The sequence below is a fragment of the Thioalkalivibrio sp. ALMg9 genome, assembly GCF_000380625.1.
Classification (GTDB): domain Bacteria; phylum Pseudomonadota; class Gammaproteobacteria; order Ectothiorhodospirales; family Ectothiorhodospiraceae; genus Thioalkalivibrio; species Thioalkalivibrio versutus.
On sequence record NZ_AQYC01000009.1, the window covers coordinates 180653 to 192795 of the forward strand.

Annotated in this window: 13 protein-coding genes and 1 riboswitch; of the genes, 10 read left to right on the forward strand and 3 right to left on the reverse strand. The window is 70.6% G+C overall.

Annotation, left to right across the window (positions count from 1 at the left end):
* The first annotated feature begins 12 nt into the window (after positions 1-12).
* From F792_RS0110020 to cobJ, 7 genes are read left to right on the forward strand one after another with little or no spacing between them, the layout of a single operon-like run.
* A complete protein-coding gene (locus F792_RS0110020) occupies positions 13-1122 on the forward strand; it encodes a cobalt-precorrin-5B (C(1))-methyltransferase (RefSeq protein ID WP_018169475.1) in 1110 nt (369 codons plus the stop codon).
* Complete coding sequence (locus tag F792_RS0110025; protein ID WP_018169476.1) at positions 1119-2063, forward strand: ABC transporter ATP-binding protein; 945 nt, start codon at positions 1119-1121, stop codon at positions 2061-2063. Before F792_RS0110020 ends, F792_RS0110025 begins: the two co-directional genes overlap by 4 nt.
* Positions 2060-2833, forward strand: coding sequence for an ABC transporter permease (locus F792_RS0110030; RefSeq protein WP_018169477.1), 774 nt, complete (start codon positions 2060-2062; stop codon positions 2831-2833). The genes F792_RS0110025 and F792_RS0110030 overlap by 4 nt, the downstream gene beginning before the upstream one ends.
* A 19-nt stretch (positions 2834-2852) precedes the next feature.
* On the forward strand, positions 2853-4247 hold the full coding sequence (cobG, locus tag F792_RS0110035) for a precorrin-3B synthase (RefSeq protein WP_018169478.1): 1395 nt from the start codon (positions 2853-2855) through the stop codon (positions 4245-4247).
* Positions 4244-4897, forward strand: a complete 654-nt coding sequence (locus F792_RS0110040; protein ID WP_018169479.1) for a precorrin-8X methylmutase — start codon at positions 4244-4246, stop codon at positions 4895-4897. The genes cobG and F792_RS0110040 overlap by 4 nt, the downstream gene beginning before the upstream one ends.
* Positions 4894-5649, forward strand: a complete 756-nt coding sequence (locus tag F792_RS0110045) for a precorrin-2 C(20)-methyltransferase (RefSeq protein WP_018169480.1) — start codon at positions 4894-4896, stop codon at positions 5647-5649. The genes F792_RS0110040 and F792_RS0110045 overlap by 4 nt, the downstream gene beginning before the upstream one ends.
* Positions 5646-6431: a precorrin-3B C(17)-methyltransferase gene (gene cobJ, locus F792_RS0110050; protein ID WP_018169481.1), complete on the forward strand. Its 786-nt coding sequence runs from the start codon at positions 5646-5648 to the stop codon at positions 6429-6431. Before F792_RS0110045 ends, cobJ begins: the two co-directional genes overlap by 4 nt.
* A gap of 13 nt (positions 6432-6444) precedes the next feature.
* On the opposite strand, the gene F792_RS0110055 is transcribed toward cobJ, so the two are convergent.
* The gene (locus F792_RS0110055) at positions 6445-7245 is read right to left on the reverse strand and encodes a cobalt-precorrin-6A reductase (RefSeq protein ID WP_018169482.1); all 801 of its coding nucleotides are present in this window, start codon (positions 7243-7245) and stop codon (positions 6445-6447) included.
* 4 nt (positions 7246-7249) lie between these two features.
* On the opposite strand from F792_RS0110055, the gene F792_RS0110060 reads away from it, so the two are divergent.
* From F792_RS0110060 to cobM, 3 genes are read left to right on the forward strand one after another with little or no spacing between them, the layout of a single operon-like run.
* Positions 7250-8494: a bifunctional cobalt-precorrin-7 (C(5))-methyltransferase/cobalt-precorrin-6B (C(15))-methyltransferase gene (locus F792_RS0110060; protein WP_026305950.1), complete on the forward strand. Its 1245-nt coding sequence runs from the start codon at positions 7250-7252 to the stop codon at positions 8492-8494.
* A 29-nt stretch (positions 8495-8523) separates the two neighbouring features.
* A complete protein-coding gene (locus tag F792_RS0110065) occupies positions 8524-8946 on the forward strand; it encodes a cobalamin biosynthesis protein (protein WP_018169484.1) in 423 nt (140 codons plus the stop codon).
* Positions 8943-9707: a precorrin-4 C(11)-methyltransferase gene (gene cobM, locus F792_RS0110070; RefSeq protein ID WP_018169485.1), complete on the forward strand. Its 765-nt coding sequence runs from the start codon at positions 8943-8945 to the stop codon at positions 9705-9707. Before F792_RS0110065 ends, cobM begins: the two co-directional genes overlap by 4 nt.
* A 267-nt stretch (positions 9708-9974) precedes the next feature.
* Here cobM and F792_RS0110075 read toward each other — a convergent pair whose 3' ends face one another.
* Positions 9975-10538 carry a cytochrome c gene (locus F792_RS0110075; RefSeq protein WP_018169486.1) on the reverse strand — a complete coding sequence of 188 codons (564 nt, stop codon included), beginning with the start codon at positions 10536-10538 and terminating at the stop codon, positions 9975-9977.
* Positions 10539-10572: 34 nt separating this feature from the next.
* The gene (locus F792_RS0110080; RefSeq protein WP_018169487.1) at positions 10573-11673 is read right to left on the reverse strand and encodes a porin; all 1101 of its coding nucleotides are present in this window, start codon (positions 11671-11673) and stop codon (positions 10573-10575) included.
* Between the two features lie 180 nt (positions 11674-11853).
* Positions 11854-12089: riboswitch (cobalamin riboswitch) on the reverse strand.
* Positions 12090-12143: the final 54 nt, after the last annotated feature.

Below are 12143 nucleotides of genomic sequence, written 5' to 3' on the forward strand. Positions count from 1 at the left end.
GCGGAGGGCGGCATGCGCCCGGAGACGTGCGAGACAACCGGGCGCCTGCGCACCGGCCTGACCACCGGCGTCTGCGCGACCGTGGCCGCCGTGGCCGGCGCACGCTGGCTGCTGGAGGGGCGGCGGCTCGAGACGGTCGAGGTCACCCTGCCGAGGGGGCAGGTCGTGCGCCTGGCGTTGAACGATCTGGAGCCCACCCCGGGTGGCGCGGTCGCCGGGGTCATCAAGGATGCCGGCGATGACCCGGATGCCACCCACGGGGCTCGGGTCTGGGTCGAGGTGACCCTGTGTGGTGCACCTGGCGTTGTGTTCATGGCGGGTGCCGGGGTCGGGACGGTCACGCGTCCGGGCCTGGTGTTGGCGCCGGGCGAGCCGGCGATCAACCCGGTCCCGCGACGCATGATGCAGGGGCATCTGGAGGCGCTTGCCGAGGCGACCGGTTACAGCGGGGGCTTCCGGGTCACGGTCGGGGTGGACGGGGGCGAACGGATTGCCGAGCGGACCATGAATGCCCGCCTGGGCATCCTCGGCGGCCTCTCGATCCTGGGCACCACGGGGATCGTGCGCCCGTTTTCCTGCGCCGCCTATATCGCATCCATCCATCAGGCCATCGACGTGGCCCGCGCCAACGATTGTCCGCGTGTGGCCTGCTGTACCGGCGGCACCAGCGAGGCGGCGGTGCGTGAACGCTACGGTCTGGACGACCTGGCGCTGATCGAGATGGGGGATCTGTTCGGGGCGGCGCTGAAGTACCTGCGGCGCCACCCCCTGCCCGCGGTGGTGCTGGCCGCGGGCTTCGGCAAGCTCAGCAAGTTCGCGGCCGGGCACCTGGATGCGCATAGCCGCAAGTCGCGCATCGATCTCGACGCCCTGGCGGAGGAAGCCGCGGATCTGGGCGCCAGCCCGGACCTGGTGGCGCGCATCCGCGCGGCCAACACCAGTGCCCAGGCCCTTGCGGATTGCCTGGAACAGGGCGTGGCCCTGGCCGACCGGATTAGTGCACGCGCCTGGCAGCGAGCCCGCGGGATGTTGCCGGAGACCACGGCGCTGGAGGTCTGCGCGGTGGATCGGGCGGGGCGCATCGTCGGGTTTGCCGATGGCGCCAGGGGCCTTGCGCCATGACGGCCGCGGCGATCGCCCTGCAGTCGGTAGCCAAGCGCTACGCCGGTGGCCGGGTCGGGCTGGCGAACGTGGATCTGGAGGTGCCGGCGGGCAGCTTTTTCGGCCTGCTGGGTCCGAACGGGGCCGGCAAGACCACCCTGGTGGGGCTGTTGACCACGCTGGTGCGGGCGGATCGCGGTTCGATCCGGGTCTGCGGGCACGATGTGGCCACGCAGGCGGTGGCGGCGAAGGCGTGCATGGGCGTGGTGCCGCAGGAGGTGAATTTCAACAGCTTCGAGCCGGTGGGCGAGATCGTCGAGGCCCAGGCGGCCTACTACGGGCTGTCCCCGAGGCGGGCGCGCGAACGAACCGGCGAGGTGCTGGAACAGGCGGGTCTTCTGGACCGGCGCGAACAGTCGGCCTGGGGCCTGTCGGGCGGCATGAAGCGCCGGCTGATGATTGCCCGCGCCCTGGTGCATCGCCCTCGCGTTTTGTTGCTGGACGAGCCGACGGCGGGGGTGGACCTGGAGGGGCGCCATGCAACCTGGGAGCTGCTGCGCGGCTTGAACGCGGATGGCGTGACGATTCTCCTGACCACCCACTATCTGGAGGAGGCCGAGAGCCTGTGCGACAGGCTGGCGATCCTGGATCAGGGCGGGATCGTCGCGCGCGGCGAGACCGGCGAGCTGCTGCACGGGCTGAACGTGCAGACGCTGGTGCTGGAATTGAATGCGCCTCTGGACGCGGCCCCGGTCCTGGAGGGGCTGGCGACCCGACTGGTGGATGCCTGGACCCTGGAGATCGATCTCCCGCAGGGCATGGAGGTCAATGACCTGTTCGATCGCCTGGGCGGCAGCGGGGTCCGGGTCGCGGGACTGCGCAACAAGCGCAACCGGCTCGAGTCGCTATTCCTGCAGCGCATTGCGAAACGCGCGGACGCACTGCAAGGGGCCGGGGCATGAGACTCGCGGCCTACGCATTCGCCTATCGCGGGATGGTGGTCAAGCAGGTGCGCCGGTTCCTGCGGGCCTGGGTGCAGAACCTCCTGCCATCGGTGGTGACGACCGTCCTGTTCCTGGTGATCTTCGGTCATCTGATCGGGCGCGAACTGGGCACCATGCGGGGGGTCGACTACGCTGATTTCATCCTGCCCGGCCTGATCATCCTGGCGGTTGCCACCAATGCCTACAGCAATGTGACGCTGGCGTTTTACGGCGCGCGCTTGCAGCGGCATATCGAGGAGCTGCTGGTCGCGCCGCTGCCTGCCTGGCTGATTGTGGCGGGCTTCGCCACCGGCGGCGTGATCCGCGGGCTGCTGGCCGGGGCGCTGGTGGCGCTGGTCGCGATCCCGTTTACCCATCTCCAGCTGCACCACCTGGCGGCCACGTTGGGGATCGCGCTGATCAGTGCCTTGCTGTTCGCGCTGGCCGGGCTCTTGAACGGCCTGTATGCACGCAGCTTTGACCATACCTCCGTAGTGGCCACGTTCGTGTTGACCCCGCTGATCTACCTGGGAGGCCTGTTCTACCCGGTGGAACGGATGCCCGAGCCCTGGCAGTCGTTGGCGGTGCTGAACCCGCTGTATTACATGATCGAGGGCTTTCGCTACGGCCTGCTGGGGACCGGGTCCTTTGCCTGGGCCACGACCTTCTGGGTCCTCGTGGGGGCGACCCTCGTCGTCGGCGGGCTGGCCTGGGCCCTGGTGGCGCGTGGCGTGCGGATTCGGACATGAGCGCGGGCAGGGTGAAACCATGAGCGCCGATCGTCCGTGGGTGCGCCAGGCCTGTCCGGGGGTGGCTGCGCCGTTGAGCACCGGGGACGGTTTGCTGATGCGGGTGCGTCACCCGATCGGGGGGCTAGATGCGGAGCAGGCGCAGACCCTCGCGGAGGTGGCGCGCCGTTTTGGTTCCGGTGCCCTGGAGCTGACCAGCCGCGGCAATCTGCAGTTGCGCGGTCTGGAGACGGCGGATCTGGAGCCGGCACGTGTCGAGCTGGAGCGCGCGGGTCTGGCTGACCGCGATCCCGCGGTGGAGGCGGTGCGCAATGTCCTGGTGGCCCCGGTGACGGACATCGATCCGGAGGCGGCCATGGATGTACAGCCGGTCGCGCGGGACCTCGCGCGGGCGCTGGGGGAACACCCGCGTCTGCGGGCACTGCCGCCGAAGGTGGGGGTGCTGGTGGAGGCCGGTGGAGGTTTGCCGCTGGATGGCGTAGCGGCGGACCTGCGGCTGGAGGCCAGTGCGGCGCTGGGAGGGGTGTGGTTTCGGGTGGCCGTGGGCGCGTCCCGTCGCACGGCCACGGTGCTGGGCTGGACGCGCCCGGAGAAGGTCGTGGAGGTCGCCCTGGCGGTGCTCGAACGCTTCGTGGATTTGCGCGAAGGCGAGGTGGATCCGCCGGGGCGCGTGGCCGGTGCCGTGGCCCGGTTCGGCCCGAGCGTGCTGACCCCGCCAGGGCTGGAGCGCGTGCTCCCGGGCGGGGACTGGGTCGCGGCCCGGATGCCCGGATGCGCGGATACCGGGATGGGGGCGTGCCTGAACGGGCGCGCCTTCGGGATCGCGTTTCCCTTCGGGGCCCTGCGCGCGGAGGCCTTGCACGGGCTGGCCGAACATATCCGGGTGCGCGACGGACGCCTGCGGCTGACACCGTGGCGCAGCCTGCTCGTGACCGGGGCATCACCGGTGGAATCAGCCCGGGTCGCCGAGTGGGGCGGTGTGACCGATCCGGATGATTCGCGCCTGGCGGTGAGTGCCTGTATCGGGCAGGCGGGGTGCTCGGCGGGCAGTACCTCCACGCGGGCGGATGCCGAGAGGGCCGGGGTATCCGCCTGCAGGTTGCTTGCGGGCGGCGGTCATGTGCATGTCAGTGGCTGCGACAAGCACTGCGGGCGCCCCGCGAACGCGCAGGTGCTGCTCACGGCGCGGGAAGGTTGCTACGACCTGTCGCTGCAACGCGCGCCCGCGCAATGGGAGACCGTCCTGACGAGGCTGAGACCCGGGCAGGTCGAGCCGGCCCTCGCGGCCCTCGATACGGTTGCCCGTGAAGAGTGTGGCGCGAATGAGTCGAGGATCGAGGCCCTGCAACGGCTGGGGGGCACGGCACTGAGCCGGCGGATGAACGCAAAGATGAACAACGGAGATTCAGCATGACGCAGAGCGATACGGCCGGGGCCGTACCCGACTATATCCGCGACGGGGCGGCCATCTACCGGGAGTCCTTTGCGATTATCCGGTCCGAGGCGGATCTAGCCCGCTTTCCGGAGGACCTGGTGCCCGCGGTGGTGCGCATGATCCACGCCTGCGGCATGACTGATCTGCCGCGGGACGTCGGGTTTTCCGCCGGGGTGGCCCGGGCGGCCATTGATGCGCTGGCCGCCGGCGCGCCGATCCTGTGCGACAGCAACATGGTGGCGCACGGGGTCACGCGGGCCCGGCTTCCGGCGGACAACCCAGTGATCTGCAGCCTGCGGGAGGATGGGGTGGCGGCGGCCGCCGAGCGTCTGGGCACGACGCGTTCGGCCGCGGCGCTGGAATGTTGGCGACCGCATCTGGATGGCGCGGTCGTGGCCATTGGCAATGCACCCACGGCGCTGTTTCACCTGCTGGAGATGCTGCACCAGGACGCGCCACGTCCCGCGGCTGTACTGGGAATCCCGGTGGGGTTCGTCGGCGCGGTGGAGAGCAAAGAGGCACTGGCCAGCAGCCCGCTGAATCTCGATTACCTGACCATTTTCGGACGCCGGGGTGGCAGTGCCATGGCCGCGGCGGCCATCAACGCCTTTGCGAGTGACCGGATATGACGACATCCCCCAACCTGCAGGATTCCTCGGACGCCGGCTGTCTGTACGGCGTGGGCACCGGTCCCGGTGATCCCGAGCTGTTGACGCTGAAGGCCGTCCGTCTGATTGCGGAGAGCCCGGTGGTGGCCTACTTCTGTCGCCGGGGCGGCCGCGGCCAGGCGCGTGCCATTGTGGATGCCCACCTGGGTACCGGGCAGCGCGAAATGCCGCTGGAATATCCCGTGACCAACGAGATCCCGCACGGCTCCGACGAATATCGCAGCCGCATCGAGCAGTTTTTCGACACTGCCGCCGAGCAGCTGGCCGCCGAACTGGAGGCCGGGCGTTCGGTGGTGGTGCTGAACGAGGGGGACCCGTTCTTCTACGGCTCCTTCATGCACGTCTACCTGCGGCTGAAGGATCGTTTCCCCACCCGCATCGTGCCTGGCGTGACCTCGATGATGGCCTCTGCCGCGCAGTTGCCGACGCCGTTGACCATGCGCGATGACCTGCTGACGGTGATCCCGGGCACCATGCCGATCGACGATCTGCGCCAGGCCCTGCAGGGGACCGATGCCGCGGTCATCATGAAGGTCGGAACCCAGCGCGATGCGGTGGTTGGGGTCCTGCGGGAACTGGGACTGGACGCGCGCGCCTGGTACGTGGAACGCGCGAGCACGCCGGAGGAGCGGGTCCTGCCGTTGGCCGCGATCCCGGAGCAGGTGCCCTATTTCTCGATGATCGTGATTCCCGGGCGAGGGGTGCGGCGATGAGCGGGGATGGCGCTCGCCCGCGCGGTCGGCTGAGCGTGGTCGGGGTGGGGCCGGCCGGGCCGGAATGGCTTACGCCGCAGGTCGCTGCCCGTCTCGAAGCGGCGACCGACCTGGTGGGGTACGGACCGTACCTGGAACGCATTACGTGCGCGCATCACCGTGTTCACGCCTCGGACAACCGCGAGGAGCTGGCGCGTGCGACGCACGCCCTGGACATGGCCGCCGAGGGGCGGGACGTGGCCGTGGTTTCCGGTGGCGATCCCGGCGTATTCGCGATGGCGGCGGCCGTCTTCGAGGCCCTGGAAGGGGCACCGGCGGGGCGCTGGGAGGACGTCGAGGTGGACGTGGCCCCCGGGGTTTCGGCGATGCAGGCCGCCGCCGCGCGGCTGGGGGCGCCGCTGGGGAACGATTTCTGCGTGATCTCGCTGTCGGACAATCTCAAGCCCTGGTCGCTGATCCAGCGCCGGGTGCGGCTGGCGGCCGAGGCGGATTTCGCCATGGCCTTCTACAATCCGATCTCGCGCGCGCGACCCTGGCAGCTGGGCGAGGCACTGGGGATCGTGCGCGAGGTCCAGGGGCCGGACACCCTGGTGGTGCTGGCCACTGCGGTGGGACGTGGCGAACGCGAAGACGTGCAGATCTCCACCCTCGGCGAGGTGGACCCGGCGGCGGCGAATATGAGCACGCTGGTGATCGTCGGCGCCACATCCACCCGCGTGTTGGAACGCCCTTCGGGGCGGCGGCACGTCTACACCCCGCGTTATGTCGAGGCGGCGGAATGAGCCGGGACCCGCTCTAGCCGTGGGTGTCCGGGAGCGCCTCCAGCCAGTCGAGTACCGCCTGCGGGGCGTGGAACCGTGGCACTCCGGGGGCGTCCGGCGGGCGCTCCACCATCACCACCGGGATGCCCCGTTCGCGGGCCGCTTGCAGCTTGGCGGCGGTGGCATCGCCGCCGCTGTCCTTGGTCACCAGAACGTCGATCGCGTGTTCCCGCAGCAGGCGCGCCTCGTCCTCGGCCGTGAATGGGCCCCGGGCATGGATCCAGGTGACTCGTGGCAGCGCCGGGGGCGGTTCGGGCGGGTCGATGGTGCGGATGACATAGTCCAGCTCGGGCGCGGCCTCGAAGGCCTCAAGGTGCTGGCGGCCGGTGGTCAGCAGCACGCGCCGGCCGAGTGCCGGCAGCGTGCGGCCGGCGGCCGCGAGATCGGACACGCGGATCCATCTGTCATCCGCTCCGGCCTCCCACGACGGTCGGGTCAGGCGCGCCAGCGGGATGCCGGTCTGGCGCGCGGCCGCGACGGCGTTGGCCGAGATCTGCCGCGCGAAGGGGTGGGTTGCATCCACCAGGGCGTCGACCGCGTGTTCGTGCAGCCAGGCGGCAAGGCCCTCGGCACCGCCGAAACCGCCCGTGCGCCGTGGCAGCCGCGACGGGCCCGGTTTCCGGGTGCGCCCAGCCAGCGAGACGGTGGACTGCAGCCGCGGGTGGCCGTCCAGCAGCGGCTCCAGGGCCGCGGCCTCGGTGGTGCCGCCCAGCAGGAGGACATGCCGCGGGCGCGGTGGCCGGGCGTCGTTGGAAAGGGGTGAACGGGAGGTCATGGGGATGCCAAGTGTAGCGACGCAGCCGGGCGGGACGCCATGGTTGCACATCGTCGGGGTCGGTGCGGACGGTCTGTCCGGACTGGCGCCGGAGGCCCGTGCGGCCGTGGCGCAGGCGACCACGGTGATCGGGGGTGCACGGCATCTGGAGATGGTGCCGGAGCAGCCAGGGCAGGAACGTCTGGTGTGGCCCTCGCCGCTGGAGACCGCCCTCGACTGGATCGAGGCCCGGGCGGGGCAGCCGCTGTGCGTGCTCGCCAGTGGCGACCCGTTCTGGTTCGGGGTGGGCGCGACGTTGATGCGGCGTTTCCCGGTGGCGGCCACCCGGGTGTTTCCGGCGCCCTCGGCATTCAGCCTGGCCGCCGCGCGGATGGGCTGGCCGTTACAGGAGACCCGCTGCCTGTCGGTCCACGGGCGCCCGCTGGAAGCGCTGCGCCCTTGGCTGCACGACGGCGCGCGGCTGCTGATCCTGAGCCGCGACGGCGAGACCCCCGGCGAGCTGGCCCATTGGCTCAATGACCTGGGTTTCGGGGCCTCGGCCCTGACGGTCCTGGAGCAGTTGGGCGGGGCCCGGGAGCGCATTGGCGCGACCACGGCGGCGGACTGGGGCGCTCGCGAGGTGGATCCGCTGAACACGATCGCGCTGGAATGTCGCGCCTCCCCGGTGGCCCCGACGGCCCCGGTGATCGCGGCCAGCGCCGGCCGACCGGAGGCGCAGTTCGAACAGGACGGGCAGATCACCAAGCGCGAGGTCCGTGCGGTGACACTGGCTCTGCTGGCGCCCGGGCGCGGCGAGTGCCTGTGGGACATCGGCGCCGGCTCCGGTTCCATCGGCATCGAGTGGATGCTGGCGGATCCGGCCAACCACACCCTGGCCATCGAGCCGCGCGCGGAGCGGCTGGAACGCATCGCGCGCAATGCGCGCGCCCTGGGTGTTCCGGCCCTGCAATGCATCCCCGGGCGGGCGCCAGAGGCGCTGGACGGCCTGGCGCCTCCTGACGCGATCTTCATCGGCGGCGGCCTGACCACCCCGGGGCTGGTGGAGCACTGTGTGGAGAGCCTGCGCATGGGCGGGCGCCTGGTTGCCAACAGCGTGACGGTCGAGGGCGATGCCGTGCTGGCAGCGGCGCGCGAGCGCCATGGTGGTGAGCTGACGCGCATCAACGTGAGCCGTGCGGAACCGCTGGGTACGATGTCGGGCTGGAAACCGCTGCGGCCGGTGACCCTGTGGTCCCTGCGTCGGAGTTGAGTGAGGCAACGGACGGGGCGCCCGACCGGGTGGTGCCCGGCGTCGGCTTCGCCTCCGCCTGTACGGCCCGGGAGCTGGAGGGCCTGATCCGCGAGGTACTGGCCGAGGTTCGCGCCGTGCTGGATGCGGCGCGCGTCGAGCCGATCGCGATCCGGCATCTGGCGGCACCGGCGCACAAGAGCGACAGCCCCATGCTGGCGTCGGTGGCGCGGGAGCTGGAGCTGGAACTCGTATTTCCGTCTGCGTCTGCGCTGGTGGACTGCGACGAGGAAGTGCTTACGGAGTCGGCGCGGGCGCGTACAACCGCCGGGGTCGGGTCGGTGGCCGAGGCGGCGGCGCTGGCGGTGGCCGGCGAGGGCGCGCGTCTGCTGCTGCCGCGGCGTCTGTCCGCGCGGGCCAGTTGCGCGGTGGCCCGGGTCGATACCCATCACGTATTCAAGGAGTCATCATGACGGTTCATTTTGTCGGGGCGGGCCCGGGCGCGGCGGATCTGCTGACGCTGCGCGGGCGGGATCGTATCGCGGCCTGTCCGGTATGCCTGTACGCGGGTTCGCTGGTGCCGGAGGCGGTGCTGGAGCATGCTCCGGAAGGCGCGCACATCGTGAATACCGCGCCGCTGACGCTGGACGCGATCATGGACGAGATCCAGCGCGCCCACGCGGCGGGTCAGGACGTGGCGCGACTGCACTCCGGGGACCTGTCGGTGTACAGCGCGCTGGGCGAGCAGATCCGCCGTCTGGAGGCGGCCGGGATCGATTACACGATTACCCCGGGGGTCCCGGCATTCTCCGCTGCGGCCGCGACCCTGGGGCGCGAGCTGACCGTGCCGGAGGTGGCGCAGTCGGTGGTGCTGACGCGGACGCCGGGGCGGGCCTCGTCGATGCCGGAACGCGAACGGCTGGCGGCCTTCGCTGCGACCGGGGCAACCCTGGCGATCCACCTGTCCCTGCACAATATCGAGGCCGTGGTCGCGGACCTGCGTCCGCACTATGGCTGTGACTGTCCGGTGGCGATCGTCTTCCGTGCCAGCTGGCCGGACGAGACGGTGGTGCGGGGCTCGCTGGGCAATATCGTGGAGCGGGCAACGCAGCTGACCACGCGGCGCTCGGCGCTGATCCTGGTGGGGCCGGCGCTGGATCCGGGGGATTTCCGCGATAGTGCCCTGTACGACCCGGCGCATGTGCGGCGTTATCGCGGCATGGACAACGACTGATCGTCGGGTACCCAGTCAAGGGCCTGATTAGCACTGAAGCTCTGCAGAGGTCCCTTCCCCCAGCGCAACCCGCAGCCCTGCAGGAGCGCGCTTGTGCGCGAATGCGGCGCTTGCCGAAGCCCGCCGCCGTGTTCGCGGGCAAGGCCGTTTCGGCATATGAAGCGCGCGGTGGATTCGTGCTAATCAGGATCAGGAAAGGGGCCGCCGGAAACGGGGCGTGCCCTGCCCCGGAAAAGGGGCTCGGGGGACGCCCCGTTTCCGCGTGGTTCAGCGGCGGCGGTAATTGTCGTGGCAGGCGAGGCACTGGTGGCGCACGCTGTTCAGGGCCTTGGTGGCGCGCAGCTGGAAGGCCTCGTCCGCCAGGTCGTCGGCCGTCTCCACCTTCCGCTGCAGCCGTTCGGCGGCCTGGCGGTAGGACGCCTTGTACTCGGCGAAGTCTGGGTCCGCCCAGGCGGCGGGCAGGGCTCCTGGATCGCCGTCCCGCGCTGGTGTCTCGCGGTCGAACCAGGTTTCGATGTCGGCGGCCCGCCGTGCCAGCTCGTCGGCCAGATCGGGCAGACGCTCGGCGAACGGCGCGTCATAGCGCAGGATCTGCTCGATGCTGCGGTAGGTGGCCGAGGTGCCCCGCATGCTCTGCTGGCGGAAGCGCTGGAAGGCCTCGGTGGCGTCCACGCTGGCCGGGTCGTCCAGGGTTTCTTCGTAGCCTTCGCCCCAGGGGCCCGGCATCGGGACGGTGATCTCTTCGGCGCCCGTGGTCCCCGCCGATGCGAGCAGCAGGGCCAGCGGGAGGCCGGTCGTCAGCGACCGCCGGATGGATTTCGTTCGATTCATGGTGGCTCTCCCTGTTCGCGTCAGCCGTGGCGGGTCAGAAGCGGAACTGGTGCTGCAGGTGCAGTTCCCAGTCCGAGCGGTCGGCGTCGCGGTCCAGCCACATGAGCTGGGTCTTTTGCCGCTGGCCCCGGTGGTACCAGTTGAGCCCGGCGCCCCATTCGCGCTGCCAGCGCTCGTCGCCGGCGTCGTGGCGCAGCACCGCGTGGCGCGCCGCCACCTCCAGCCCGTCCACCGGCAGCGACTGCGCGAGTTCGAGCTCGGCACCGAGGTCGTGATAGGACGACGCATGGTTCGGGGAGACGTCGCGGCGGAACGCGGCCAGCGAGAGCGAGGTGTGGCCGAACTTGATCACCGCGTCGGCGGTGGCGGTGACCCAGTCGGCCCGCTGGCGGTCCACCGTATCTTCCAGTCCGCGGCTCCAGTCGCGCAGGTGGTTGCGGTCCGCTGCCTGAAGGCCGGCGCCCAGCGCCACGGTGCGCTCCACGGCGCGGCCGAGGGTAGTGTTGTCGCGCGGGATCTCGCCGACCGGTGCCCAGGCCCCGCGGGCACTGAACAGGTGGCCGGAGGTGGCGGGGCGGTCGTCACGCTGGTCCAGACGGCCACGGCCGTCGAACACCCCGGCGGCCCAGGCCCAGGCTTCGCCGTCACCGCCCAGTAGGGTCACGCCGGTATCGCGCCCGGCGGGGACCTCGAACTGGTTGCCCGGCACGCTGAGTTCGGTAAACAGGCGGTTGGGTCCGCCGATGTCGCGCGGCAGTCCGAAGGGTACGGTGAACTGGCCGAGGCGCAGGCCCAGATTGTCGCGGAACGCGTACTGCATCCAGATGTCGCGCATCGAGAGTTCGCCGCTGCTGAAATCCGGCTGCAGGCGAAAGCGAAGATCTGGGTGGAACAGAGTCCCCTGGGTGTCCAGCCAAGCGCGGCGGAAGTCGAACTCGCTAGTGGAACCGTCCGGGGCACGGGCGTAGCTGTAGCGGCCCTGGATCAGCGGATCCAGTGTCACCTGCAGGCCGTCTTCCGCGTCGCCGAACTCGAAGTTGGCCTGAGCCGGAGCGATGCTCGCGGCCGTCATCAGATACAGGGTGGCCAGGACCGGGATGGCATGTCGCCCCGGTCGGAGATGGGTATCGTTCATTGTTGTGGTGCTCCCCTAAGGAAACACATGACCCATGTGCCCGTTCGCGCACATGGGTCATGTGTTTCCCTGGCGCGCGACCCCGCACGCCGTGGATGAAACGACGCCACAGGATGGGCTGGGAGCAGGGGAGGGCCGATCGATGAGCACGCCGGTCCTGGCCCGCCCGGCCGCCCACCGCGGCGTCGGTGTCCTCCAGGCCGGTCTCCGGACTCGCAGAGTGGATGCGCGCTGCATCCAGATGCGGATCGCCTTCCCGCGGGCATCCTGGGGATGCGCCGCAGTGGCATTGGATCCGCCCAACTCCGCCTACCGTTGCGGGGGCAGTGCCGGGCTTGCGAACGAGAGTTCGCGCACCGGCTTCCCGATTATCCCCGGCCAACACAGGCCGGGGCACCTGAAGTCAAGGCGGACCCTACGGTGCCTCCGTTTGAGGGTCAAGGGCGCGTTGAGGCGGGATGGCGGGGGTA